General features: G+C 69.1%; 20 protein-coding genes. 4 read left to right on the top strand and 16 right to left on the bottom strand.

Translation table 11 applies throughout. The features are described 5' to 3' along the window. Positions 1-73 precede the first annotated feature (73 nt). Positions 74-973, top strand: a complete 900-nt coding sequence (locus ACFC96_RS22145) for a class I SAM-dependent methyltransferase (RefSeq protein WP_376259934.1) — start codon at positions 74-76, stop codon at positions 971-973. An 84-nt stretch (positions 974-1,057) separates the two neighbouring features. Here the strand turns inward: ACFC96_RS22145 and leuE are convergent, their stop codons facing one another. Both leuE and ACFC96_RS22135 read right to left on the bottom strand, forming a co-directional pair. Beyond that, a complete protein-coding gene (gene leuE, locus ACFC96_RS22140; RefSeq protein ID WP_376259936.1) occupies positions 1,058-1,714 on the bottom strand; it encodes a leucine efflux protein LeuE in 657 nt (218 codons plus the stop codon). Positions 1,715-1,792: 78 nt separating this feature from the next. After that, positions 1,793-3,373 (bottom strand): methylmalonyl-CoA mutase, encoded by a 1,581-nt coding sequence (locus ACFC96_RS22135; protein ID WP_376613716.1) that lies wholly within the window; start codon positions 3,371-3,373, stop codon positions 1,793-1,795. 231 nt (positions 3,374-3,604) lie between these two features. On the opposite strand from ACFC96_RS22135, the gene ACFC96_RS22130 reads away from it, so the two are divergent. Next, positions 3,605-4,438 carry a L,D-transpeptidase family protein gene (locus ACFC96_RS22130; RefSeq protein ID WP_376613714.1) on the top strand — a complete coding sequence of 278 codons (834 nt, stop codon included), beginning with the start codon at positions 3,605-3,607 and terminating at the stop codon, positions 4,436-4,438. A 210-nt stretch (positions 4,439-4,648) separates the two neighbouring features. Here ACFC96_RS22130 and ACFC96_RS22125 read toward each other — a convergent pair whose 3' ends face one another. From ACFC96_RS22125 to ACFC96_RS22070, 12 genes are all read right to left on the bottom strand, one after another. After that, the gene (locus tag ACFC96_RS22125) at positions 4,649-5,806 is read right to left on the bottom strand and encodes a hypothetical protein (RefSeq protein ID WP_376613712.1); all 1,158 of its coding nucleotides are present in this window, start codon (positions 5,804-5,806) and stop codon (positions 4,649-4,651) included. Beyond that, positions 5,806-6,492 (bottom strand): RNA polymerase sigma factor, encoded by a 687-nt coding sequence (locus ACFC96_RS22120; RefSeq protein ID WP_376260255.1) that lies wholly within the window; start codon positions 6,490-6,492, stop codon positions 5,806-5,808. The genes ACFC96_RS22125 and ACFC96_RS22120 overlap by 1 nt, the downstream gene beginning before the upstream one ends. A gap of 319 nt (positions 6,493-6,811) precedes the next feature. Then, entirely contained in the window at positions 6,812-7,552 is a 741-nt protein-coding gene (locus ACFC96_RS22115; RefSeq protein WP_376613710.1) for a hypothetical protein, read from the bottom strand. Then, entirely contained in the window at positions 7,549-8,166 is a 618-nt protein-coding gene (locus ACFC96_RS22110; RefSeq protein WP_376259945.1) for an RNA polymerase sigma factor, read from the bottom strand. The genes ACFC96_RS22115 and ACFC96_RS22110 overlap by 4 nt, the downstream gene beginning before the upstream one ends. 97 nt (positions 8,167-8,263) lie before the next feature. After that, a complete protein-coding gene (locus ACFC96_RS22105; RefSeq protein WP_376225461.1) occupies positions 8,264-8,713 on the bottom strand; it encodes a hypothetical protein in 450 nt (149 codons plus the stop codon). Positions 8,714-8,965: 252 nt separating this feature from the next. Beyond that, a complete protein-coding gene (locus ACFC96_RS22100) occupies positions 8,966-9,883 on the bottom strand; it encodes a L,D-transpeptidase family protein (protein WP_376613708.1) in 918 nt (305 codons plus the stop codon). Positions 9,884-10,025: 142 nt separating this feature from the next. Next, complete coding sequence (locus ACFC96_RS22095; protein ID WP_376225464.1) at positions 10,026-10,472, bottom strand: hypothetical protein; 447 nt, start codon at positions 10,470-10,472, stop codon at positions 10,026-10,028. A gap of 225 nt (positions 10,473-10,697) precedes the next feature. After that, entirely contained in the window at positions 10,698-11,141 is a 444-nt protein-coding gene (locus tag ACFC96_RS22090; RefSeq protein WP_376225465.1) for a hypothetical protein, read from the bottom strand. Between the two features lie 126 nt (positions 11,142-11,267). Beyond that, the gene (locus ACFC96_RS22085) at positions 11,268-18,950 is read right to left on the bottom strand and encodes a DNRLRE domain-containing protein (protein ID WP_376613759.1); all 7,683 of its coding nucleotides are present in this window, start codon (positions 18,948-18,950) and stop codon (positions 11,268-11,270) included. 1,169 nt (positions 18,951-20,119) lie between these two features. Beyond that, positions 20,120-20,920 (bottom strand): hypothetical protein, encoded by an 801-nt coding sequence (locus ACFC96_RS22080; RefSeq protein ID WP_376613706.1) that lies wholly within the window; start codon positions 20,918-20,920, stop codon positions 20,120-20,122. 119 nt (positions 20,921-21,039) lie between these two features. Continuing rightward, positions 21,040-21,858 carry a hypothetical protein gene (locus tag ACFC96_RS22075; RefSeq protein ID WP_376613704.1) on the bottom strand — a complete coding sequence of 273 codons (819 nt, stop codon included), beginning with the start codon at positions 21,856-21,858 and terminating at the stop codon, positions 21,040-21,042. Between the two features lie 196 nt (positions 21,859-22,054). Beyond that, positions 22,055-22,273: a hypothetical protein gene (locus tag ACFC96_RS22070; protein WP_376613703.1), complete on the bottom strand. Its 219-nt coding sequence runs from the start codon at positions 22,271-22,273 to the stop codon at positions 22,055-22,057. A gap of 121 nt (positions 22,274-22,394) precedes the next feature. On the opposite strand from ACFC96_RS22070, the gene ACFC96_RS22065 reads away from it, so the two are divergent. After that, the gene (locus tag ACFC96_RS22065) at positions 22,395-23,225 is read left to right on the top strand and encodes a Scr1 family TA system antitoxin-like transcriptional regulator (protein WP_376613701.1); all 831 of its coding nucleotides are present in this window, start codon (positions 22,395-22,397) and stop codon (positions 23,223-23,225) included. After that, positions 23,206-23,460, top strand: coding sequence for a DUF397 domain-containing protein (locus ACFC96_RS22060; protein ID WP_376613699.1), 255 nt, complete (start codon positions 23,206-23,208; stop codon positions 23,458-23,460). Before ACFC96_RS22065 ends, ACFC96_RS22060 begins: the two co-directional genes overlap by 20 nt. A 9-nt stretch (positions 23,461-23,469) precedes the next feature. Here the strand turns inward: ACFC96_RS22060 and ACFC96_RS22055 are convergent, their stop codons facing one another. Continuing rightward, the gene (locus ACFC96_RS22055) at positions 23,470-24,039 is read right to left on the bottom strand and encodes a DinB family protein (RefSeq protein ID WP_376259959.1); all 570 of its coding nucleotides are present in this window, start codon (positions 24,037-24,039) and stop codon (positions 23,470-23,472) included. Between the two features lie 92 nt (positions 24,040-24,131). Beyond that, positions 24,132-25,040, bottom strand: a complete 909-nt coding sequence (locus ACFC96_RS22050) for a hypothetical protein (protein ID WP_376613697.1) — start codon at positions 25,038-25,040, stop codon at positions 24,132-24,134. Positions 25,041-25,052: the final 12 nt, after the last annotated feature.

The following is a 25,052-nucleotide window of genomic DNA, read 5'->3' as shown; positions in this document are numbered from 1 at the left end:
TGCAGAACGATTGGCGGATGCGATCTGTGAGCGCCTTGACCCTGCCGATCAGAAGCTCATAGGTTCGCGTCCCATGACTGCTGTGCACACCACCGCCCGGCGCCCCATCGACCTCGACGACGTCCCCGGCTGGTTCCCCCCGCTCGACCGGCTCCTGTTCACCTGGCTCCTCGAACGGCAGACGCGGCAGGAGGTCCGCGGCGACCTGCTGGAGCTCGGCGTCTACCTGGGCAAGAGCGCGGTGCTTCTCGGACAGCACCTGCACGGCGCCGAGAAGTTCACCGTGTGCGACCTGTTCGAGGGGGACGCGCCCGACGAGGCGAACCAGGCCGAGTCCACCAAGTCGTACGCCTCACTGACCCGGCAGGCCTTCGAGGAGAACTACCTCTCGTTCCACGACGAGCTGCCGAAGGTCGTCCAGGCCCCCAGCTCCGTGATCTCCGCCGAGGTCGACCCCGGCTCCTGCCGCTTCGTCCACATCGACGCCTCGCACCTGTACGAGCACGTGTACGGCGACATCGGCGCGGCGCGCGAGCTGCTCGGCCCGGACGGCATCGTCGTCCTGGACGACTTCCGCTCCGAGCACACACCGGGCGTCTCCGTCGCCGCGTGGGAGGCCGTGCTCAACCGGGGACTGCGCCCGCTGTGGCTGAGCACCCAGAAGCTGTACGCCACATGGGAGGACCCCGAGCCTCTCCAGGACGCGCTCCTCGCCATGCTCAGGGGGCGCGACGACATCGCCCTGAGCGTGCAGCAGGCGGCCGGGCACCGCCTGGTCCGCGTGAAGTCGAAGGCGGTCAGGGCGCCCGCCTCCCCGCGCTCCCGCCACCACGTGGAGGTGACGCGGGAACCGGAGGCCGCGCCCGCCCCGCGGCCGGCCCGCGTACGCAGGCGGAGCCTCGCCCGCCGTATCGCCGTGGACCTGACGCCACCGGTGGTCACCCGGGCCGTGCGCCGCGCCGTCAGGGGCTAGCCGCACGTCAGGAGCCGGGCGCCGGTCCCACCGTCGGAGGCCGCAGCGGGGGCGACCGTCGGAGGCCGGACCGGCACAGGCCGCTCAGGCCCCCGCGAGGGACAGCTTCACCGCGAAGCCCAGGAACAGCACGCCCGCCGCGGTGGTCGCGCCCGCCGAGAGCCGCTTGCGGCGCCGGAAGGCGCCGGCCAGGCGGGTGCCGCTGAAGATCAGGGTGGAGAGGTAGAGGAAGCTCAGGATCTGGAGCAGCCCGCCGAGGACCACGAACGACAGCGCCGGGTAGGCGTAACCGGGGTCCACGAACTGGACGAAGAAGGAGATCAGGAAGAGGATCGCCTTCGGGTTGAAGAGGCTGACGATCAGGGCGCGGCGGTAAGGGTGCTCGTCACCCGTCCCGGTCACCGGCTGCGCCTCGCTCTCCACGACGGGCTCACCGCGCTGCTTCCACAGGGCCCGCGCCGACCGGATCATGCCGATCGCCATCCACGTCAGATAGCCCGCTCCGGCGTACTTCACGACGAGGAAGAGCACCGGCGTCGTCTGCAGCACGGAGGCCGCGCCGAGCGCGGCCAGGGTCATCAGGACCGTGTCCCCGGTGAAGACACCCGCGGCAGCCGCGTATCCGGTGCGTATGCCTTTGCGAGCGGCCACGGAGAGCACGTAGAGAGAGTTCGGTCCTGGGAGCAGGACGATGAGGACGAGGCCCGCCAGATAGGTCGGGAGATTGATGACACCGAGCATGAAAGGGAGTGTCGCACGCCTATATGGCTATACGACACTCCCTGGTCAGAGGGTGATACGCACCCTCGGAACGCGGCCTCAGAACGCGTCGGTCGGGATGTAGGTGCCCCACACGTCGCGCAGCGCGTTGCAGACCTCGCCGACGGTGGCGCGGGCGCGCAGGGCGTCCTTCATCGGGTAGAGGACGTTGTCCTCGCCCTCCGCCGCCTTCTTGAGCGCGGCGAGCGCCGTGTCCACGGCCGCCTGGTCGCGCTCGGCGCGCAGCTTCGCGAGGCGCTGGGCCTGCTGGGCCTCGATCGCCGGGTCGACGCGCAGCGGCTCGTAGGGCTCCTCGGCGTCGAGCTGGTAGCGGTTGACGCCGACCACGATCCGCTCGCCGGAGTCGGTCTCCTGCGCGATGCGGTACGCGGAGCGCTCGATCTCGTTCTTCTGGAAGCCGTGCTCGATGGCGTTGACCGCGCCGCCGAGGTCCTCGACCTTCGTCATGAGTGCGAGGGTGGCGGCCTCCACGTCGTCCGTCATCTTCTCGACGACGTAACTGCCGGCGAACGGGTCGACGGTGGCGGTCACGTCGGTCTCGTAGGCGAGGACCTGCTGGGTGCGCAGGGCGAGGCGCGCGGACTTGTCGGTCGGCAGCGCGATGGCCTCGTCGAAGGAGTTCGTGTGCAGCGACTGCGTGCCGCCGAGCACGGCGCCGAGGCCCTGGACGGCGACGCGGACGAGGTTGACCTCGGGCTGCTGGGCGGTGAGCTGCACGCCCGCGGTCTGGGTGTGGAAGCGGAGCATCAGCGACTTGGGGTTCTTGGCGCCGAACTCCTCCTTCATGACCTTGGCCCAGATCCGGCGGGCCGCGCGGAACTTGGCGACCTCCTCCAGGATCGTCGTCCGGGCCACGAAGAAGAAGGACAGGCGCGGCGCGAAGTCGTCGACGTCCATGCCGGCCGCGACGGCCGTACGCACGTACTCGATGCCGTCCGCGAGCGTGAACGCGATCTCCTGCGCGGGCGAGGCACCGGCCTCGGCCATGTGGTAGCCGGAGATCGAGATCGTGTTCCACTTCGGGATCTCGGCCCGGCAGTACTTGAAGATGTCGGCGATCAGCCGCAGGGAGGGCTTCGGCGGGAAGATGTAGGTGCCCCGCGCGATGTACTCCTTCAGCACGTCGTTCTGGATCGTGCCGGTCAGCTGGTCCGCGGGGACGCCCTGTTCCTCGCCGACGAGCTGGTACATGAGCAGGAGCAGCGCCGCCGGGGCGTTGATCGTCATCGACGTGGACACCTTGTCGAGCGGGATGCCGCCGAACAGGATCCGCATGTCGTCGAGCGAGTCGATGGCCACGCCGACCTTGCCGACCTCACCGGACGCGATCGGGGCGTCCGAGTCGTGGCCCATCTGGGTGGGCAGGTCGAAGGCGACGGACAGGCCCATCGTGCCGTTGGCGATGAGCTGCTGGTAACGGGCGTTGGACTCGACGGCGGTGCCGAAGCCGGCGTACTGGCGCATCGTCCACGGGCGGCCGGTGTACATCGACGGGTAGACGCCCCGCGTGAACGGGTACTTCCCGGGCTCGCCGAGCTTGTCGGCCGCGTTCCAGTCGGCCAGCGAATCAGGGCCGTAGACCGGCTCGATGGGCAGTCCTGACTCAGACTCGCGCGCCATGGTTGTGCCTCCAGCTCGGTTGTTACTTGCCAGTCGGTTCGGCCCCCGCGACGGACTGTAGCGGCGCGCCTGCTCGCGGTGGAGAGCCGCATGCTGGGACCTTGCTCACAGCGCCTCCGTCACGTTCTCCATCCCACAATGCGCGGGACTCACGCCGAGTTCGCAACCGGACGCGCGCGGGAAACATCTCTGTTGGCACATCGGACTAGTGGCGAGACTGCGGGGGGCCGGATGCGTACGACCGTCATGCGTGGATCACTCGCCGTCGCCGGGGTCATCGCCCTGGTCGGCGGCTGCAGGGCAGGGGCCGTCGACAGCGCAGGCAAGCAGCCGCCGAAGGCCGACGGCTCGGCGTCGCCGGCCCCGTCCGACGACGCGAAGAGGCCGGACCCGTCCCCCTCCCCCACTCCGTCGGTCAGACCGGCGCCGCCGCCGAAGGTCCTCATGGCGCGCGGCGCGAGCGGCGCCAAGGTGCGCGAACTCCAGGCCAGGCTGCGGCAGATCGCGTGGCTCTTCGAGGGACCGAACGGTAGGTACGGCCCGGCGACGACCAAGGCGGTCGAGGGCTTCCAGGGCAAGCGGGGCCTGCCGCGCACGGGGAACACGGACACGGTGACCTGGGCGCGGCTGGTGAAGATGACGCACACCCCGACGCGCGACGAGCTGTACGCGGCGGGCGGGCAGCCCGCGGCGAAGCCGGACCCGCGCTGCATGACAGGCCGTGTCGTCTGCATCAGCAAGACCAGCCGGACGCTGACGTGGATGATCGACGGCAAGGCGCTGATGACCACGGACGTGCGGTTCGGCTCGCAGTTCACGCCCACCCGCGAGGGCGTCTTCAGCGTGTACTGGAAGTCCCGGCACCACGTCTCGACGATCTACCACACGCCGATGCCGTACGCGATGTTCTTCAGCGGCGGCCAAGCGGTGCACTACTCGGCGGACTTCGCGGCCCGCGGCTACGTCGGTGCGTCGCACGGGTGCGTGAACGTGAGGGACGAGGGGAAGATCGCGTCGCTGTTCGCGCAGGTCCGCACGGGCGACAAGGTCGTCGTCTACTGGTGACCCGCGTACAGGTGACAAGAGGGAGTGGGGCGCGGGCGGGACCGGGGGAACGTGTCCCGCCCGCGCCAGTGGCACAGAGCCGAAGGTACGGGGGGAACCCGCGGCTCGTGCACGGCCGATGACCAGTCGGCTCACTTGTTACTGCGCCATGCCGTCCAAAAACGTCACACCCGCCTCGGAAATTCGTTGTTCCCGCAGGTCAGGACGGGATCAGGGCTGCGTGGCCGCGGCGCTGTACGAGGCCGAGGCCGTCGCGGACGGCGTCGTCGGCCCGGCGCCCGAGGCGTCGCCGCCGGGATCGGACGGGACCCACGAGGCGGTCGGCACGGCGCCGTTGACGCCGGAGCCCTCGCCGTTCTGGCTGTCCTCGTCGCCGTCCTTGCCGCTGTTCTTGTCGTCGCTCTTGCCGCCGCCGTCTTCGCCGCCGTCTCCGCCGCCGGCGTCGTCGGCCTCTGCGAGGACGCGGGCGCAGAACCGGTCGGGGTCACGGTCCCGCTTCTTCGTGGCGATGCGCTTCGCGGCGTTGCTGAGGCGCTCCTTCTCGGAGTCGCTCAGGGCGCCGCCGCGGTACTTGCGGCAGGCGTCGACCAACTGCTGCCGCCAGGCCTCCCGGTCCGCGGCGTCCGAGGCGCGCGGGCCGGTGCCGGGCTGCGTCGTCGCCGGGCCGGGCCGGCCCGCGGTGTCGTCGTGGGACGGGGCGCCCGAGCCCGGCGCGTGCGAGTGGCCGCCGGGCACGGCGCCGCCCGAACGTCCGCCGTCGGTCTCCGAGATGTCCGGCGACGGCGAGGTGCGCGGCTGTTCGTCAGACGCGGCGGCGGAGACGCTGGCGGCGGGTCCCGGTTCGCCGGTGCCGCCGAACGGCGACGGGAGCACCCCGGTTCCGGCGGCGACGGCGACGCCGCCGATCATGCATCCGGCGAGCGCGGCGGCCATCCCGAACCGCACCGGGCGGCCCCAGCGGACACGCCGCGCGTCGGGTCTCGCGAGGCGGACACTGCCGACGTCGGAACCGGCGTACCCGTCGGCTGCGACGTTCGTGTTCGCGTTCGCGTCGTTCTCGTGGCCCACGGGCCCGTGGGGCGAGGAGACCGGGGTGACAGCACCACGGGGCCTGGCATGGCGTGCCTTCGGGATCGCCGCGCCGGGCTCCTCCGCGCCGGATTCGCGCGCTTTGCGGAACGCGGCCAACGCGGCTGCCTCGCCCGGCAGCTCGCCTCCGTCTACGCGTGTCACGGCAAGTGCGTCGAGTGTCCCGGCGAGGCGGGCGGCCCGTGCGCGGGTGGCTGCGTCGACGGCTTCCAGGGGCTCACCGCGCAGCAGACGCTCGGCCGCGTCCCGGTCCAGCCACTTGTTGTGCTCGTCGGCCATCACATGTCCTTCTGCGTCCGCGTCCGCGAATGCGTCACACCGGCGGACGTCACCGCATGCCCGCGCGGCTCTCTCGGGGGAGGTACGGCGTCGAGTGTGCCGTCCCGGCCCGCGTGCGGTGTCTGCACATGCGAACCCTCGGCGCCGAGCAGCTCGGCGAGGCGCTTGAGGCCGCGGTGCGCGGCGGTCCTGACGGCGCCCGGACGCTTGCCGAGGGTCTGGGCGGCGCTCTTCGCGTCGAGCCCGACGACGACGCGCAGGACGACGGCCTCGGCCTGGTCCTGCGGAAGCTGGGCGATGAGCGCGAGCGTGTCACCGGTGGCGAGGAGTTCCATCGCCTCGTCGGCGGTGTCGGAGACCGCGGGTCGGCCCGTGAGCTCGGTCTCGTCACCGCCTATGGCGGGCCGGCGTCCGCGCATCCGTATGTGGTCGAGAGCGCGGTTACGGGCTATGCGTGCGGCCCAGCCGCGGAAGCGGTCGGCGTCGCCGCTGAACCGCTCGAGGTCCCGGGCGATCTGCAGCCAGGCCTCCGACGCGACGTCCTCCGCGTCCGGTTCGCCGACGAGTGTCCGTACGTACCCGAGCAGGCGTGGATGCACCGCGCGGTACACAGTCCGGAACGCGGTCTCGTCCCCGTCCTGCGCCGCATGCACCGCGGCCGTCAGCTCCGCGTCGTCCCCCAGCACTGCGCCACCCTTGCGCTTAACCCTGCGCCGCTCACCGACGCGAACCAGCACGCTACGGCCTGATACGGCTCCCCGTCCACGTTTGGTACAACCCGCAACTAGCACGTGACACAACGCGGTGTGACAGAAACGGCACGCGCGGCGCTGAAGGTAGTACGGGCCGCCGCGCGGCCCGTACCGCGCGACGGCCGGGGCCTCTCCTGTGGGGGGTGGCGGCCTCGGCCGTCCCGGCGGTGCCCTTCGGGGCGGGCGCGCCGAGACGTGCCGGTGCCGCCCGCGCACCCTTGCTTGCGGGGACTCCCCTGCTTCTCGGGGTCAGCTAATTCTTGGGATTCTTCGCCCGGCTCGGCTTCGGGCTCGCGTGCCCGTTCGGCGGCTGACCGTTGCCTTTCCCGCCCGCCGCCTTGTCGGCGCCGTTACTGCCGTTGCTGCCGCCGCCGGTCTCCTGGCGGGCCCGCTCCGCCGCGCAGTACGCGTCCACGGAGTCCTCTCCGCCCGCATCCGCGAGAAAGCGCTGCCAGGCGGTCGAGTCGAGCGCCTGGCCCCGGTCCCGTACAGATGCGTACGCGCGGCACTTGGCGAGAGTGTCCCCGGCCTGGTCCGGGTGACCGGTTGCCCGGCCTGGGGCGTGGGCCCCTGCCCCCGCGGGCGCCGTGGCGGACGGCCGGACCTGGTCGGGTGCGGACCGCCCGGGGGCGCTGGAGGCGCTCACCGGGGATGTCGGCTGCTGTTCGGAGTCGTCACCCGAGGCGTGCCCGACCGTGCCGATCCCGGCCATGGCGACGCCGCCCAGCGTGACGCCGGCGACCAGCGTGCCCACGGTGGTGCGCAGCGACCAGCGAGCGAGCCCGCGCCGGCGCGGACGCCAGTCGTCGCGGCGCCGCGGCCTGGCCGCGTGCGCGCCTTGGTCGCGGGCCGCGCGGAACGCGGCGACGGCCTGTGCCTCGGCGTCGGCCCGCGGCCTCGTGGAACGCACCGCGGCCGCGAGCTGGGCCTCGAAGCCCCCGGCACCGGCCGGGCCTGCCGGCTCACCCTCGGACACAAGTGGATTTTCAGTCATCTCGACTCCCCCAGCGTCGTGGGGCCGTCATCCGTCACACCTCGTGCGCCCAGCTGTGCCGCGAGCTTCTTGAGGCCCCGGTGCGCGGCGGTCCGCACGGCGCCGGGACGCTTGCCGAGGACGCGCGCGGCGGACGGCCCGTCGAGCCCGACGACGACGCGCAGCAGCACCGCCTCGGCCTGGTCCCGCGGGAGGCCGTTGATCAGGCTCAGCGCCCCTTCGGTGGAGATCGTCTCCAGGGCCTGGTCGGACGTGCTGTGGGTGCCGGGGAGTTCGAGCATGTCCTGTTCGAGGCCCGAGGCGCGCGGACGCACCTTCTGGCGGCGCAGCAGGTCCAGGGCGCGGTGCCGGGCGATCGTCGCGCTCCACCCGCGAAACCCGGCGCCGTCCCCGCGAAAGCGCCCGAGGTCGCGGGCGATCTCCAGCCAGGCGTCGCCGGCCACATCCTCGGCCTCGTCGCCGACGAGGCCGCGCAGATACCCCACCAGCCCGGGCTGCACGAGCCGGTACACGACCGCGAAGGCGGCCTCGTCACCGTCCTGTGCCAGCGCCACGGCCGCGCCCAGCTCCTCGTCGCGCGTGTGCGCGCTACGGGGCTCCCCCACGTGGCCCAACCGTTGTCCTCTTCGTACGTCCGCGTACCGGCCCGACGCGACACAGGTCATCGTGTCCAGGCCCCCACGGTCATCAGCGTCCCGGCCCACAGAAATGTCACAGGGCTGCGCAGGTCCTTCCCTGGCCTCGGTCGCCGGCCCGCCCGTGGAGCGTCAGGTAGAAGGTCTGGAGGGATTCCTCACGGCCCAGCTCGAAGCGGTTGACGACCTTCCCGAGGGGGTTCCACACGCGGCCGTCGGGCATGCGGACGCCGGCGGGCTGGCCGAAGTAGAGGCGCTGGGCTGCGTCGAAGTCGACCCAGACGGCGCCGGCCCGCCGCACCAGTACCTCCCCCACGTACGCGCCGATGCCGAACAGGGCCCCCGCGACGGACGCCCGGTCCGAAGTCCCCTTGCGCAGGCCGTCGATGAGGAAGTCCGCGACGCGGAGGCTGGCGACGGTGTAGTCGAGCGGGAGCCGGTTGCGCGCGGTGACGTGCGCGACGAACCCCGCGGCGTGCCGCCGCATGTCCGCCGCGTTCGGCTCGGGTTTGTGGCCCACTCCCATGGTGTCCGCCCCTCGTTCCGGTACCGGGGGTAGCCGTCGCCACCCCCCGCATGGCCCAGCGGATGACGTCACCGAAGCATCACGCGTCACACACATGCCGCTTCTCACATGACCAATCGGCAAAGGCCGTACAACCTTTGAGGCTGCTGTGCGTCGTGCGTGACCAGAAGACGGAGGGGCGGACCTCGGGCCGGGGCTTCAGGGCCTTGGGCTCTGGAGCCTTGGGGCCTTGGGGCCTTGGGGCCTTGGGCGTCAGCCGATCGCGATGCGCGGGTGCGCGCCCGGCTGGACCCAGCTCATGATGCGGTCCATCGTGGCGCGCGGGACGGAGACGCAGCCTGCAGTCGCGCCCGATCCGTTGACATGCAGGAAGATGCCCGCGCCGCGGCCCGGCACTGCGGGCCAGCGGTTGAAGTTGATGACGAGTGCCTTGGCGTACTGGGTCGGGTAGTTGACGAGGTGTTCGCTGCCCCGGTCACCGCTCTCGGTGAGCGGGAAGTCCGCGCCGGCCGCGGTGTGCATCGAGTTGTAGAACTTCGACTCCGAGTCCTCGACCCACCAGTGCGTGGAGTTGACGCGGGTGTACGGCATGTTCGTCCCGCCCGCCTCGACACCGAACCCCTCGGTGAGCGTGTACGTGCCCGAGGGCGTCGTATAGGTGCTCTGACGGCGCGTCGACCCGGGGACGACGCCGTTGGATCCGACGCGGCCCGCACTGGTGGAGAGGACCGCCTTCCACCCGGCGGACCCCTTGGCCCAGGCGGTGACCGTCGCGTACGAGCCGCTGGACTTCACGGTGATGACCTGCGTGGCGTTGCCCACCTCGACGGGCACGGGGAAGTCGGGCGCGGAGCCCGGGGCGGGGGCCTTGGACTCGGTGGCGGCGGACTCGGCCGGGGTACCGGCGGAGGACGTGGCCGAGGCGGACTTCGAGGCGGACACGGAGGGGGAGCCACTCGGGCTCGCCTTCGACTTCTTCGGTTTCTTCGATGCGGAGGGAGAGGCGGACGCGGATGCCGGGGCGGACGCAGCACCGGCGTCCTCGGCCCGCACCTGGTCCGCGCCGGACGATCCCGGCTCGTCCTGGTGCCCGCACGCGGCGGTGGCGGCCAGCAGGAGCGAAGCGCCTACGGTGAAGATTCCGGTACGGGAGCGGGAAACGGGCAGCACGAAGAGACCCTTCGAGTGGGCTGGTGTGGGGAGGCGGCCCGTTTATATAGGAGCCCCTCACGCGCCCGCGACCCGAAAGACATTCAGGGCACACCCTTCGGAATCAGCCCAGCTCCTCCGGATTGCACGGGCCCCGCGGCGATCAGTGGAGGTAATCCGCCAACGCGGCGCGCGCCGACGCCGAGAGCCGGTCCACGCCCAGGTCTTCGAGCGTGACGCGCAGCATCTCCGGCGGCATCAGGGGGATGGCCGCGACGAGGAGTTCCTCACTCGCGTACAGCGGCTCCACCAGCTGGTAGAACGCGGCGGACGCCACGGGCTGGGTCGAGTTCAGGAGCAGGTTCTCGGTGAACTCGGCGCATCGGCCGAGCAGGTCGGTGTCACGTTCCGCCTCGGGCGCGAGCAGCTCGGGCCGGACCAGGTCGCGGAAGACCACGTCGCGCAGGAAGTCGTAGAGATCGAACCAGCCGAGATCCCCGGAGACGGCCTGTTCCGCTGACATCCCCGCCACGGCCTCGATCCCGTCCCGGGACTCCGGGACCATGATCAGGAGGAGACCGGGGATCTGGTGTCTGCCGATGTCGGGCATGCCGCACCTCTCTGCGTTCGCGGATCAGGAAAGTGCCCGCCGTGCGGTCGGCGCAGGGCGGTCCCGGGCCCCATCACACAGGGAACGGACCGGTGTCATGGAACCGACGCTCCCGCACTTCATGCCGCAACAATTCCCCGGCGTGGACGGAGCTTCTCCTCGTTCTCCGGACGTCCCGGGAATTGATCGGTTACCCGAGCTCTCCCGAGGCGGCGCCCTTTCCGTTCACTCGAGCGCTCCCGACGCCCGGAGCGCTCGAAGCGTCGCCGGATACTCCTCGAGCAGCGCCGTCAGCTTGGTCCGTGTCGCTGGGAGGCTGTGGTTCCAGGCGCGCAGGAGTACGTCCTGACCTTCCAGGAACTGTTCCAGGACTCCGAAGTGGACGGAGCTCTCGACGTAGGGGTTCGGATCGGTCACCAGAGACTCGAGGTACGCGAAGCAGGCCCGGACGTCCTTCTCGTCGTCCGGGGTTCCGGCCCGCAGAAGGGGCAGCAGCACGGGCCGCGAGAACGCCTGGAGCAGGAACTCCAGCAGGTCGTCCACGCTGCCCTGTGCCCAGGTTCCGTAGCGGTCGGGATCGGCGGCGATCACGTCGTCGAGCACGGAACGGGCTCCCGGGACGACGCGCAGGAATTCTTCGACCGCTCGACCGGTCCCCGTCGAAGTCACTCTTCTCGAACCTCTTTCCTGAGTACGGATGCACTGTAATGCCGGCGGGAAACACCGACGGGGAAAGGGCCCGCCGCGCTGGGTGCGCGGCGGGCCCCGGAATCACCTGCGGTCAGTCGTTACCGGTCAGGCGCAGTTCCCGCTCGACGGATCGCAGATGTTCGAACCACCGCCGTCGTCGACGAAGGGGTCGTCACCGAGACTGTCGGCGACTCCGAAGGGGTCGAAGGTGTCCTTGAACATCTCCCACGCTCCTCTGCCCCAGCCGTACGTCTTGATGTAGCTCGGCGCCTGGGCTGCCGAGACCACACCTCCGACGATGCCGAACGCCTTGTAGGCGCCGCGCATCTTCACGGGTTCTCCCACGGGCGTCTGCCGCGCCAGCGGATGGGCCGGGGCGAACTCCTGCCCCGTCAGGTCCTGCATGGCGAGCGTCCCCGCGACGGTGGCCCGGTTCGAGTTGATCGCGGCGAGCATCTCGGGGTTGGCCGACACGTCCTTGGTCAGCGCACCCGCGATGTCCTTGGAGTTGAGGGCGTTCCACAGCTCGCCGGCCTCGGCCTGGGCGACCTTGAGATCGGCGTCGTTGAGCAGCCCGTTCCCCTTGACCCGGGCCCGGCGGTCGTCCTCCAGAAGATTCGCGAGGGAGACCATGGCGTTGGACGCCTTCTGCATGTGCCAGAGCTTTCCGGTCTTCTGGCCGGAGTTGAACTCCTGGATGAGCGCCGTGGTGGTCTTGCCGTCACCGTAGACGTCGGCGTCCTGGACGAAGTCCCGCGCGTACAGCTGGTTGAGCGTGTTGTCCAGGTCCTTGTTCGTGACGCTCGGCTTGCGTGCGATCGGCTTGGACGCACCGGGGTTCGGAGTGGCCACGCAGATCAGGCAGACGCCGCCGGCGTCGAGGCTTCCCCCGCACACGTCCATGATGCCTTCGGCACACGGCGCATGGCCGTCCATCTCCACGAAGCTCGTGGGGTTGCCGCCGGTGAAGGCGTACCGGTTGCCGGTCATGGGGTCGGTGCCCAGGTCGCTGTCGGCGAGAGCGCCGTTGTACATGTCCCGGGTGGTGAAGCGGTTGAGGCCCGGGTTGTACTCGCGGAAGCCCATGTCGTACGTGCCCGAATCGGCGTCCCAGCGCTTGGCGTTGTAGCGGTAGGGGTTGTACGCCTCCTTGGTCGGGTCGGTCGCGTCCGGCTTGTCGATTCCGGTGAACTCGGAGTCGTCGTTCTTGCCGTACGCGGTGTAGCCGTAGGTCGCTTTGGTGTCGCCGTCCTTCGTCGTCAGGGTCTCGACGTCGGAGTGGCCGTTGTAGCCGTAGTAGCCGTCCTCGGTCGTGCCGTCGCTGTTGTGCGTGATCTGCGACAGGCGCTCGCCCCACGGGCTGTACTGGTACGACTTGGTCAGCTTGCCTGCGACCTCCTCACCCATGACCTCCGTCGACATACCGAGGTAGTCGTAGTCGGTGGTCTTGCCGTCCGCCGTCTTCGACGTGGTGCGGTCCAGCGGGTCGAAGGTGTACTTCGTCGACTTCAGGGCGCCGGAGTCGTCGAGCTTCTGCGCGTCGATGACATGGTCGAACCCGTCGTAGACGCTCCGCTCGATGGTCTCGCCGCCCCCGGTGACCGACTCCTGCCGGCCGAACGGATCGTAGTTGTACGAGAACGTCGTACCCGAAGTCGTCGACGAGAGCAGCCGGTTGCGGTCGTAGTCGTACGTCGACGTGGTGCTGTCGACCGTCTGCGAGACGACGTTGGCGTTGGCGTCGTGGACATAGGTGTCGGTGCCGGCGCCCGTGCCCGTCTTCACGGACTTCGCCAGCCGGTCGGCCGGGTCGTACGTGTAGTCGGTGGTCGAGGAGAGGAGCGCCGCGTGGTCGTCGGCGTTCATCTTCTTCGCGATGTCCTGCGCCTTGTTCCCGTTCGGGTCATAGGCGTAGGTGTGGTCGCTGACCAGGGTTCCGTCGGACTTCTTCTCGGTCTGGGTCTTGAGGGATCCGTCGAGGTAGTAGCCGTAGTCGACCGTGTTCGCGTTGGCCTTGGTCTCCTTCAGCTTCAGGCCGCGGTCGGTGTACGTGTACGAGGACACCTTCGGCGAGGGATCGGTGGCGGACTTGCCTACCGACACCGTCTTGACCAGCTCACGCAGGTCGTAGGTGTACTTGGAGAACTGGTCGGGGTGCGTGACCGTGTCCGGCTGGCTGTTGGCGTCGTACGTGTACGAAGTCGCCTTCTTGTCCTGGCCCGCCAGCGCCTCGGTGACCTTGGAGATCTGGTTGAGGCCCGTGTACGCGAGCGTGTACGCGTCGATCTTCGCGCCGGACGAGGTGTCGTCGATCGACGTCAGGTTGGCGTTGGCGTCGTAGGCGTACGTGAAGGACTTCTTCTCCGTGTCGGCCGGATCACCTGCCGTGTCGCGCACCAGCTTCACAGCGTCCGCGACCGCGATGCCGCCGCTGTTCTGGTCCAGCCTCAGTGTGGAGTCCTCGCCCTGATTGAGGGAGTAGGAGCCGAGACTGACCCAGGTGCCCGTGTTCGTGTTCTGGTCCTTGGTGACGGCCGTCTCGGTCGTCGTACCGTGGCTGAGCGTGTACTTCGCCGTGGTCGCGGCGCCGGTCACCTTCGGGAACTTCACGTACGCGGTGTAGGTACCGTCCTTCGGGATGTTCAGCGTCCACGTGAACGCCTCGGTGCCACTGCCCACCGCGTGCGTACGGTGGTCGTAGCCCTGCTGCCCGGTGATGTCGCCCTTCGCCCAGGTCCCCGTCGAGGACGTGTTCTGCGTGTCGGAGTTGTCGACCAGAACCACGGACTTGCCCACCGGCACACCGTCGTCGGACTTCGACTTGAGCTTGCCGTCGGGGTAGTACGACCACGACATGGTGCGGTCGGAGGACCCGCCGGCCGAGGTGAGCGTGCGAGCAGTCTGTTTGCCGAGCTCGTCGTAGTCGTACGTGGTCTTGATGTCCCACGGATCGGTGGACGACCTGGTCCAGCCGTTGTCGAAGTAGGTGTAGCTGGTGTCGTTGCGGACCGTCTGCCCCTCCGACGGCGGCAACGAGGTCGTGGAGACCCGGCCCACCGCGTCGTAGTCGGTCCGTGTGTAGATGTCCGCCTTGTTGTAGCGGGCGTCCGCCGGGTCGTACGGCTGGTACTGCTTGACCGGACGGTTCAGTGCGTCGTACGCGGTACGCGCGGTGAAGTCGTCCGCGGCCGCGGTCTCCACACCGCGCGGTGTGATCACCTTGGTGGTGTTGCCGACCTGGTCGTACTCGAACTTCGTCGACCGGACCGTGGTGCCCGAGTACGGGACCTTGACCTCGGTCTGCTTGCCGCGCTCGTCGTAGGTGACGTTCACGGTGTTGTTCTCGGCGTCCGTGGTCGAGATGGCGAGGGAGTCCTTGTCGTAGGACTTCTTGCTGGTCTTGCCCGCGGCGTCGGTCAGCGTGGTGACCCGGTGGTCCAGGTCGTAGTCGGTCTTGGTGGTGTAGTCGTCCGGGTCGGAGGTCGCGTTCTTCTTGGGGTCGACGACCTTGGTGGTGTTGCCGACGTTGTCGTAGCCGTACGAGACCTTGTCGCCGGCGGCGTTCACCACAGACGTGAGCTGGTAGATCTCGTCGTAGTTGTTGGTGGTGACGTAGTCGGTGGTGTCCGTCGACGTCAGCGAGCCCTTGGGCTCCGTCGTCGTCCGGAGGTTGCCGACCTTGTCGTAGGTGTAGGTCGTCTTCCGCTCGTCGGACGTGGTCGTGTCCTTGGGGGCCGTGGCCTCGCTGACCTGGTCCGACTTGTCGTAGACGGCTGTGGAGAACGCGCCGTTCGGCGACGTCGACTTCGTGATGTTGTCATTGGCGTCGTAGACCGGCGCCGGGGTCGTGATCAGGACACCCGCGGCCTGGTCCTTCGGCACGCTCCTGGCCAGCGGCCGCCCGTACGCGTCGTACGTCTGCGTGGTTTTCTTGCCGAGCGCGTCGGTGACCTGCGTGACCTGGCCGCGCTCGTCGTAGACGAACGATGTGGACTTGCCGAGGGCGTCGGTGATCGTCTCCGGGTAACCCGTGGGACCGAAGTCGCTGTTGGTGCTCGGGTTGCCGTTGGCGTCCGTCGCCTTGCTCAGCTCACCGTAGGCGTCGTACTCGTACGACGTCGTGTAGTCCCCGCTGACACCGGTGGTGGCGACACCCTTCGGGTCGGTGACCGTCTTCAGGTTGCCGAACGTGTCATACGTGAACTGCCACTTGCGCCCCTCCGGGGACGTCTTCGTGTAGAGGTCGGCGGAGTAGCCGTCGATCCGGGTCTGGTACTCGTACCGGGCCGAGTTGGCCGGATACGTGCCCGGCGCGCAGTCCGACTGGGGCGGGACTCCGGCCTTGTTGTTCTCCGCGTCGCGCTGCCAGAGCGGATAGCCGGTCTTCTGGTCGTAGCAGTACGCGGTCTTGGCGCCGTTGTCCTCTTCGAGATACGTGACGTTGTTGTCCGCGTCCCAGCCCATCTTGGCGGACTGCGACTTGGCGTTGGTGTTCTGCACCGGACGGCCGAAGTCGTCCGCGACGTGTGTGGTGACGTGCGACTCGGCGTCGGTGACCTTCGAGTCGGTGAACTTCGGGTTCGTGGCGTTCGCCGCGTACGTGAAGCCCGTGTCGCCGCCCGCACGGTCGGTGATGCTCTTGGTCCACCAGTGGTACTTCGGGTCGTCACCGGCCTTGGGCTCGTTGAAGGCCAGTGCGGTGCCGTTGCCGCGCGGGTCCGTGACCTTGACCAGTTTGACGTTCTTGGTGCCCTGCGTCGCGTCGTACTCGAAGCCGAACACCTTCGGCTGCGACGATCCGGCGCCGTCGGTCAGCTTCGTCAGGAGGGCCTTGTCCGAGTACTCGAACGTCAGCTTGCGGCCCGAGATGTCCGTCATCGACTGCACGTGGTCGATGACCTTGGAGGCGGGCGCCTCGCTCTTGTCGTAATAGTCGACGGCCAGTGACTGCCGGCCCGCGGGGTCGGTGATGTACTTGAGGAACTTGGTCGGCTTGTTGTTCGACTTCCGTTCCTCGTACGTGTAGGTCTGCGTGTTGCCGTTCCGGTCGACGACCGAGGTCAGATAGCCGTCGCAGCCGAAGAGGAATCGGGTCCCGTCGGGGCGTGTGAACGTCCACGCGTCGGGGATCGGGTCCTTGTTCGGCGTGCAGTCCAGGCCCGACTTCATCGTGACCTTGTAGTGAACGCCCGCCGGCGCCTTCCACGTGCCGTCGCCCTGCTTGGCGAAGACATGGGTCGTGCCGTCACCGTCCGGGAGGCGGATCTCCGTCGGGTTCGGGTTCGGGTGGAAGTCCAGCGGAGCCCCGAGCCGGATCGGACCTGCGGCCTGCCCGGACCAGCCCGCGCCCAGCACGGTGTCGCTGGTGTCGAGCGAGTTGTACGAGAACCGGGCGAAGGTGTTGAGGCCGCGGCCCGGGTTGTTGAGCGCGTTGTACGACCAGACCGCGTTGCCGGCGGCCAGGTTGTTCATGACGGTCGAGCCGGAGCCCGTGTTCTTCCCGGTGTACGAGTAGAACTTCTCCAGACCCAGTGAGTTCGACGTCGGGTCCTCGACCGCCACGTTCTGCTTCAGGGACGGGATGCCGCCGGTCCCGGCCGACAGCCAGCTGCCGTCCGACACCTTCTTGACGTCCCAGCCGAGGACGTAGTCCGTGCGCTTGTTGCCCTCGTCCGAGTTGATCGGCGTCTTGACCTGCGCCTGGACGGTCGCGGACTGTCCCGGCTTGAGGTTCGGGACAGCGGTGGAGAGCTGGTTCCCGCCGTTGGTGACGTCCGTGCCGTCGGGCAGCTTCCAGGTGTAGGAGAGCTGCCGCTCACCGGCAAGCCACTCGCTGCTGGTGGTGTTCGTGACCGTCGTCTCCACCGTGTACGTGGAGTTCGGCGTCATCCGGGCCGGCGTCTGCGGTGCGTAGTACGTGTTCTCGGTGGTCGCGTCCACGTAGATCACGCGGAGCAGCGGGCCGAGCTGCTGGTCGGCCGCCTCCGAGGCCAGGAACAGGGTGCGCTCCTGCGGCCCGGTAGCCGTCTCGTCCTTGAGTTTGACCATGGCGCCCTTGTTGCTGGACGGCGTCTTCACCCAGCCCTGCGTGAGCGACGTGGCGTCCCACCAGTGCCGCCCGACCTCGGACACCTGCGCGACGGTGTCGGAGACGGTCGCCCCGAAGTCACCGCCCGGAGCCGTCCAGGCGGTCGTCGACGTGGCGTTGTTCCAGGTCGCGCTCGTCTCCGCGAAGTCCTTGGTCAGACCGTGCAGTTCGTAGATCGCGCCGTCCGTGCCGGTCGTCGTCTCCGCGCCCCACAGGTAGAGCTTGGAGTCGAGGACGGTCGCGGTGGCGGGGATGTCGGCCGTCGGGAACTTCATCGCCGCACGGGTCTTGCCGTACGTGCCCGAGTTGTTGCCGACGCTCAGCCACTTCTGCGGCACATAGGACAGGATCGTGTCCTCGTTGGTGGTCGGCTGCTGCGAGGAGAGCGTGGTGTCGGTGACTCCGGCGCCCGTCCCCTGGATCAGCTTCATCGTGCGGCCGGCCTTGGGCACGCCCACGATGCGGGTCGGCGACCCGATGACCTGGCCGTCCTTCGTCTTCACCGCGATCTGGTAGTAGTACGAACGCCCGATCTCGTCCGTGGACGAATCGGGCGTCGGCGTCGCGGTGGTGTCGGTGTACGTGGTCGCCGTCTTGTCGATCGGCGCGACAAGGGTCGCGGCGCTCGGCGTGAACGCCTGCTGGGTGGAGCGGTGAAGCTGGTACTCGGCGATGTCGAGCCCGTTGTCGCCGGTGGTGTTGCTGTACGCGTCCCAGCTGAGCTCCGGACCGGTGTCGTGCACGACGGTCGGCGAGTCGAGAGCGGTCCCGACCTTGCCGTACGTCACGGTCAGCCGCGGGTACGTCGCGCTCTCGCCGCCGTAGGAGGTGCCGTCACCGGCCTCGTAGCGGGGGCCGCCGGTGAGCGTGCCGGCCACGGTGTCGTCCTTGGCCTGGAGCACGAAACCGTTGTTGGCGGAGCTGCCGGACACCCACTTCTGGACGGTGTCGGTCACGGCGAACTTGTGCCACTGGTTGTACTCGCCGGTGTCCTTGACGATCTGCGCCGGGTTCACGAGACGGACCGAGTCGGCGATGTTGCGGGTCGTGGAACTCCCCGTGTCGCCGAGGACGATCTTGCCCGCGTTGCCCTTCGCGAAGTAGAACTGGCTGCCGTTCACCGCCTTCCACGCCGCGGTCGTGCCCGTCTGGTTGACCGTCCCGGTCGCGGTGCCGTCACGGTGGTTCAGGGTGTACGGGGCGGCCGTCGCGGCGTCCGACGCGGGCGGGAAGTGAGCCTCCACCCGGTACGACGCCGTCTCGGCTATCTGAGGCTGCCAGGTGTACGACTCGCCGGTCGCGGTGTTCTTGTTGTAGGCGAAGTCGTCGTTCGTGGCCGCGCCACCGGTGGTCGTGGCTCTCGGCCACTCCCCCACGGCCGCGGTCCCGGCGTCTCCGTCGTCGATCTGGACGGTCGTACCGGACAACTCACCCGACAGCGCACTGGTGTTGGACCAGGTGGCTGTCGACTCGTCCCAGGCGCCCGTCGCCCGGTGCGCCTCGATCGTGACGTCGTTCGCGTTGGTGGTGTGCGCCTGGTCGAAGTACATCTCCAGACGCGCGGAGTCGATCTTCGTACCCGAGGGGATCTCGTTGAGCGGGAACTTGATCAGCGACCGCGAGATGCCCGTGTCGGTCTTGCCGACCGACATCTTCCAGGTGTTGTTGAAGTTCACCGCCGGCTGGTCCGACAGAACCATCGTGTCCTGGGACTGCGACGGGGTCGGTGCGATGGTGATGGTCGGGTCGATCGTCACCGGGTACCGGCGCGCCTTCGCGGCCAGCCACCTGGCGTCCGGGGTGACCTCGATCAGCCAGTTCTTCCCGTCCCGGACGAGCTTCTGGCTGACCTTGGGGCTGTAGCTGAGCCCGTACGGCGACGACGCGTCCTTACGCGTGTCCGTCATGTACGCGGCCGGGATGATCATGACCGGTGTGTTCGGCAGCTCGCCGTACAGTGCGATCGACCCGTCCTTACGGGCCTTCGGCGTCAGACCACCCGCATCGAGCGAGAAGGTGTAGGAGACGGCCTCGCCCGGCGCCTTCGCCAGGACGATGTTCTCCTTCACCCGCCCGGGCCCGACCTGGTACTCCAGATCGGCACCGCCGGCGGCGGCGTCCTTGTACGTGACCTTCGAACCCTTGGCGACCGGGTCGAGCGATGTGGCATCCGCGCCCTTGAGCCCGAGGCTCACGGCGGGCCCGTCGGCGCCGGCCTGGAACTTCAGCAGCCGCCCGGAATCATCACCGAACCAACTGCGCGCGGAATTCGACGTGTTGGCGAAATCGAATCCCTTGGCGCGGGTGGTTCCGACGCCCGTTTCAATAGTCTTCCAGGGCGCCTTCTTCCCCTTGCCGGACCGGTAGCCGGTCGGCACGGCGGAAACTTCGGCCTGAATACGCCCGTCGGACAACTGCCAGAAACGGGCGTGCTCGGTACGCCGGGACGTCAGCTCCTTGACCCGCTTGGCCTTCGGGGCCTTCTTCCCCCTGGGCAGCTTCTCGCGACTCGGCATCTCCAGCTTGCCGCCGGTGGGCGGCTTGTCGCCGTCCTCGTCGTCGTCGGAGAACCAGCCTGTGATGGAGTCGATGACCCCCTTGCCGTCGTCCCCGGAGGAAGAGGCCGCGTACGCCATCTGCGGCAACGCGGCACTCACCACCGCCGACACGACCAAACAGGAGATCACTCTCCCATAACGGACTTTCACGTCCAGTAACCCTTCGCCTTTGCTCGGCTCGACCCGGAATCCAGGCATGCCGAAGAGTCGGCCGGGCGTGCCCGGCCGACAAATATTTGAATATGGCGACGGAGTTCTATTCATTCAGGGAGTCGTGAGTCAACTGGACTCCCATTTCGGGCAGAAGGAGGTCAACGCGTCTTTCTGCGCGCGCGGGCTTCCCCACCCGCGATAGGGCGCCCCGGGCGGGGATACATCAGCACCGCCGCGCACGCCATGGCCGGGAGTCCGACGGCGGGCACGGTCCACCACGGGATGCCGATCCAGACCGCCGGGAGCCCCACCCCGAAGCAGACGGCGATGCCGGTGAAGAGCAGCCGTCTGCCGTACGGGTCCCAGGCGAAGGGCGCGTGGTCACGAGGGCTGACCAGGCGTACCGCGCCGAACGCGAACGTCTCAGCCGCGAAGAACGCGGCGAGCATGCCGATGGCGGCGTTCATCTGGACCTCGTCGCGGGGCGCTTCCGAGGTGTTCTGCCGTACGCCGTCCTTGCTGAGCACGACGATGTCGCGGCGCCAGGCGGTGGCGGTGACCTCGTCGCCCGGTTCCAGGTGCTCCAGGAGCGGCCCCGGGTCACCGAAGTCCACGACTCCCTGCCAGGAGTCCCCGTCCTTCAGCGTCGCCTTGTAGGTGGAGGTCCGCCCAGCGTTCTTGATCTCCCTCTTCACGACGGTGAGATGCCAGGTGCTCAGGCAGTCGGTCGCCATCGCACGGGCGGGGCACGGCTCGGCCGCCACGTAGTCCCGGTAGCGATCCCTGTCGGAGGGCAGCCACCAGACGAACGCGATGTAGCAGAGCACCGCCGATATCAGAGCCAGCAGAATCAGCAGCACACCCACGGCCCGGGTCCGGCCCGGCGACTGCCGCCGGGCACCACCCTTGCCCGGCCCCCCACCGATGCTCTGAGCCCTGGCCCTCGCCCGTTCCGTCATGGCCCACCCCCTGCACCTCATCCTTCACGAGCCGGAGACAGGTATACAACGACGCCGGACGGCAGTCGGTGGGAGATACAGGTTTCCGCGTCCCGGCAACCGGGCCGCCCGGGGCAGTTCTACATCGCGCCGTCGGGCACGCGCCCCCGCAGGCACTCGCCGCAGAACTCCTCGTCGCCCTCCGGACGGAACAGGCGCGCCTGGGTGTGGACACCCTCGCATTCCCGCAGTCGGGCGACGCGTGGCTGTACGGACTCGGGGCGGCGGGACTCTTCCTCGGCAGGCGCCGGTGGTACGTCGCTCAGGATGTACCGCAGCAAGCCGCCCGGCCGGTGGATCGGCTGCTCGCGGCCCGGCAGGCTGCGGTGCACATGCGCCCGTACGCCACCTGGCGTGTGCCCCGCCTCCAGCCAGGCGCTCGCCAGGCCCGCCAGCTGCGGCAGCATGCCGCGGGGCACGCGGAGCCTTGGCTCCAAGTCCAGGATGGTGGAGATGAGTTGGTGCCCGGCTCTCGTAGCCGCGGGACCCTCGGGGACCTCCGTCTCCGGAGGCCTCCCGGGATGGTGGGGGGTGTTCTCAAGAACGGGTTTTTCTGGATGACGGCCGACGGTCCGGCCGGTCGGCTCACCGGCGGCCGGGTTTCCGCCCGCCGGAGCTCCGTCCCGTAAGGCGAGCGCCTGCTCCGGCTTCAGGGGCACATTCGAGACGAGCTGCACGGTCGACCACAGGCCGCGAACACCCTGCTGGCGCCACTCGTGCAGATAGCCCTCGCGCTTCAGTTCGCCCTTGGCGCGGTTGAAGGCGCACTTGCCGATCCCGGCCTGACGGGCGGTTTTCGACAACGGGTCCTTGGCGTCATCAGGCAGCGACAACTGCCAGGCCAACAGCCGCACGGCGTCCGACGAGAGGCGCGGATGGCGGAGGATTTCGTTCGGCACCTGGCTGAAGAAACGGGCAGGCGCGATAGCATGACGGAGCATTTTCCGGTGGCTACTTCCACTGGTGATGAAGGCCCTCTTCGCCGGGTGCGAACCGGCGTTGAGGGCCGCCTCATGTCCGATCAAGACGACATTGAGGCGTGCTGTCGCGCTCACCGTACCGCAACTTGCGTATGCGAACGGTCACTTGACGTAATCACCACTGTCCGCCGTATCTCTGCGCGCGCTCCCGCAGCCACGCCCGCGCCCAGGCCTCTTCGCTTTCCGAGGCGGCCCGCAGGTCGCGTGCCGCGATCGTCGCCACGAAGTACACGAAGCGCACGCGCCGCGACTCCCCGTCGACGCCGAGCACCTTGCCGGGCCCGTAGACGTCCGTACCGGTGTGGGCGACGAACGCGCCTTCCCCGTGCTGCATCTTCCGCACTGCCTCTCGATCTCGCTCTGCGTGGCAATCCGGTCACAGGGTGAGGTCGACGCAGCTAGGCTCGCCAGTGGTCCGAGCGTGACAACGCGAGTCGCACATACGGGAGTTGCGGATGGCGATCGAGGACAATCCCGGTTCCCGGACGAGTTACGGCGAGGAGTTGCGGCGCCGCCGGGAGGCCGCCGGGTTCACGCAGGAAGAGCTGAGCGCGCGGGCCATCATGTCGCGCACGCACATCGCCCATATCGAGGCGGGCCGCCGCCGGCCGTCGCTGGAGGACGCGCGCCGTCTCGATCAAGTACTCAAGACAGGCGGGGTCTTCGAGACCTTCCTGCCGACGCAGGGAGAGGGTCGCGTCGCCGAACACTTCGCGGAAGCACTGGAGTTGGAGCGGCAGGCCACGGCGATCAGGACGTACGCCCCGAAGCTCGTGCCCGGCATGCTCCAGACGGAGGCGTACGCCCGCGAAGTGCTCCAGTCCGGCTTCCCTCCGAAGACCGACGAGGAACGTGACAGGCTCCTTGTCACACGCCTGGGAAGAGCCCGAATCCTGGACGACTTCAAGTCACCAGTGACGTGGTTCCTCCTGGACGAAGCAGTTTTGCGCCGCCCCGTGGGAGGCCCCGCAGTGATGTGCGAGCAGCTCCGTCACATCGTGAACTTGGGCGAAAGCCGCCGTATTCGCGTGCACGTGCTGCCCTTCTCCGTGGGGTTGCACGCTCTCCTAGAAGGCCCGGTGTCCCTGATGTGGTTCGAGGACCTGCCGCAGGTCGCGTACGTGGAAGGCCTCACATGGGGTCGGGTCCTCGAACTTCCCTCCGTGGTACGCGAATGCCAGACGGCCTACGATCACGCCATGGGCGACGCCCTGTCGCACAGTAAGTCCCTGGCGCTGATCAGGTCCGTCGCGGAGGATTGCGGGCATGACGCACAGCAGCAGTGAGCAGCAGTGGCAGGGCATCCGCGTCCCCGATGCCTCAGTCCTGCCGATGTGGCGTAAGTCGAGTTACAGCGGCGGCGAAAGTGGCCAGTGCCTCGAAGTCAACGACCGCGCCCGCCCCGCCCACGTCCCCGTCCGTGACAGCAAGAATCCTCACGGCCCTGCGGTCGTGTTCACGAGCGGAGCGTGGACGGCGTTCGTCGGGGCGGTGAAGGCGGCCGAGCGCCCGCGCGGCTGAGCGGCGGTCCTACTGGCCCACCCTTCCGTCGATGCATTCGCGCAGCAGGTCGGCGTGTCCGCAGTGGCGGGCGTACTCCTCGACCCGGTGCACCAGCAGTTCCCGGACCGCGATCCCGTCCTTGCCGAGACGCTCGCCCAGGTCCGGGTGCCCGGCCAGCGCGGCGTCCGTCGCGGCCTGCTCGCGTTCGAGATCGGCGTAGGCGGTGTCGATCACGGCCTGCTCGGCGACGGCGCCGTCGAAGTCTCCGTCCGGGTCGCCGTACAGCTTCGGCAGCGGTTCGCCATCGGTGATCCAGTTGAGCCAGTCCCGCTCCGCTTCGGCGAGGTGCCGCAGCAGGCCGAGCAGTGACATCGTCGACGGCGGCACCGACCGGCGGGCCAGCTGCTCCGGGTCCAGGCCCTGGCACTTCATCCGGAGGGTCAGGCGGTAGTCCGCCAGGAAGGTCTGGAGTGTCGCCAGTTCACCTTCCGCGTTGAATCCCTCGCCGCTGCGGGGGTCGTCGTCCGGATCGGCCCACATGTCGGGGTAGACGGTCGCCTGGCTCCATCGTGCGGGTTGGTCAGTCATACGTCGCATGGTCGTGGCTGGGGGCCCGGGTCCGCCACTGGTTTGCGGGGCGACCGGCAGGCCGCCCACCGCAGAAGCCGGCTCCCCGCTCGGACGCATCGCTACTCTTCGTAACTCTGGAACCAGTGCGTGTCGTAGTACCGGGCCATCGAGTGAGGGTGCGAACGCTCGGTGAGCATGCGGAAGACGAACTCGGCGGCGGTGCCGTCGAACCGGTTCCAGGTGTCAGGGATGTCCTCCGACGCCAGGACGGGCCAGCGGTCGGGGTCGTCGCCCTCGGTGAGCCAGTAGAACTGGTCCGCCTGCTCGGACGACCCCCACTCCAGGAGTCCGCCGGGCGCCGGATGGATGCCGTACGGCTCCCACAGGCTCGTGCCCGAGCGGGCCGCGAAACCGGCCAGGTACTCCGCGTGCTCCACCAGGTCCATGCCGGGGACGTCGGACTCGGGCACGTAGAGGGTGAGGTAGCCGTCGAAGGCGCCGGATCCGAAGATCTCGGCGAGCTGCTTGAAGTCCGTGGGCAGCCGGGTGCCGAGCCGCGCCTCCACCGCGTCCCAGTCGACCGTACGGGCCTCACCGGCCCACCCGGTCACGGCCACGACCCGCTCCACCCACGTGGCGTCGGGCGGCAGCCCCGCCACGACGGGCGCGGGCCGCTCGGCGACGAGGACGACATGCTGCACGTCGCCGCCCACCCGGACCGTCCCGGCCCCGATCCACGAACCGGCGTGCGCCCAGGCCCGCATGTCGATCACGTCGGTGCCGAAGGGGGCGAGCAGGGGGAGCCCTGTCGTGGCGTCCACGGTGGGATCGGTGAAGCCGCCCATGGCGAGCCTGCGGGAGGACCCGTACCGGCCGCTGATCCCGTCGACCACGCCGGCGAGATCGAGTTCATCGGACAGGGCGAGGCACACGTGCCCGGCACCGTGCCCCTTCTCGCGGCACTTCAACGGCTCCGGGTCGCTGCCGACCAACCGCGTGACGGTGTCGACCAGTTCGTCGCGCTCCATGAACTCCTCCGC

Source organism: Streptomyces sp. NPDC055955 (genome assembly GCF_042270245.1).
Classification (GTDB): Bacteria; Actinomycetota; Actinomycetes; order Streptomycetales; family Streptomycetaceae; genus Streptomyces.
This window is presented reverse-complemented; position numbering and strand designations above follow the sequence as displayed.

What these genes read in the sequence shown, in the direction of transcription:
- ACFC96_RS22080 (WP_376613706.1), bottom strand. Translation starts at nt 20,920, where the DNA reads ATGACGGAACGGGCGAGGGCCAGGGCTCAGAGCATCGGTGGGGGGCCG.
- ACFC96_RS22145 (WP_376259934.1), top strand. Translation starts at nt 74, where the DNA reads ATGACTGCTGTGCACACCACCGCCCGGCGCCCCATCGACCTCGACGAC.
- ACFC96_RS22125 (WP_376613712.1), bottom strand. Translation starts at nt 5,806, where the DNA reads ATGGCCGACGAGCACAACAAGTGGCTGGACCGGGACGCGGCCGAGCGT.
- ACFC96_RS22070 (WP_376613703.1), bottom strand. Translation starts at nt 22,273, where the DNA reads ATGCAGCACGGGGAAGGCGCGTTCGTCGCCCACACCGGTACGGACGTC.
- ACFC96_RS22060 (WP_376613699.1), top strand. Translation starts at nt 23,206, where the DNA reads ATGACGCACAGCAGCAGTGAGCAGCAGTGGCAGGGCATCCGCGTCCCC.
- ACFC96_RS22115 (WP_376613710.1), bottom strand. Translation starts at nt 7,552, where the DNA reads ATGACTGAAAATCCACTTGTGTCCGAGGGTGAGCCGGCAGGCCCGGCC.
- ACFC96_RS22055 (WP_376259959.1), bottom strand. Translation starts at nt 24,039, where the DNA reads ATGCGACGTATGACTGACCAACCCGCACGATGGAGCCAGGCGACCGTC.
- ACFC96_RS22085 (WP_376613759.1), bottom strand. Translation starts at nt 18,950, where the DNA reads ATGGTTCTGTCGGACCAGCCGGCGGTGAACTTCAACAACACCTGGAAG.
- ACFC96_RS22130 (WP_376613714.1), top strand. Translation starts at nt 3,605, where the DNA reads ATGCGTACGACCGTCATGCGTGGATCACTCGCCGTCGCCGGGGTCATC.
- ACFC96_RS22065 (WP_376613701.1), top strand. Translation starts at nt 22,395, where the DNA reads ATGGCGATCGAGGACAATCCCGGTTCCCGGACGAGTTACGGCGAGGAG.
- leuE (WP_376259936.1), bottom strand. Translation starts at nt 1,714, where the DNA reads ATGCTCGGTGTCATCAATCTCCCGACCTATCTGGCGGGCCTCGTCCTC.
- ACFC96_RS22135 (WP_376613716.1), bottom strand. Translation starts at nt 3,373, where the DNA reads ATGGCGCGCGAGTCTGAGTCAGGACTGCCCATCGAGCCGGTCTACGGC.
- ACFC96_RS22105 (WP_376225461.1), bottom strand. Translation starts at nt 8,713, where the DNA reads ATGGGAGTGGGCCACAAACCCGAGCCGAACGCGGCGGACATGCGGCGG.
- ACFC96_RS22095 (WP_376225464.1), bottom strand. Translation starts at nt 10,472, where the DNA reads ATGCCCGACATCGGCAGACACCAGATCCCCGGTCTCCTCCTGATCATG.
- ACFC96_RS22050 (WP_376613697.1), bottom strand. Translation starts at nt 25,040, where the DNA reads ATGGAGCGCGACGAACTGGTCGACACCGTCACGCGGTTGGTCGGCAGC.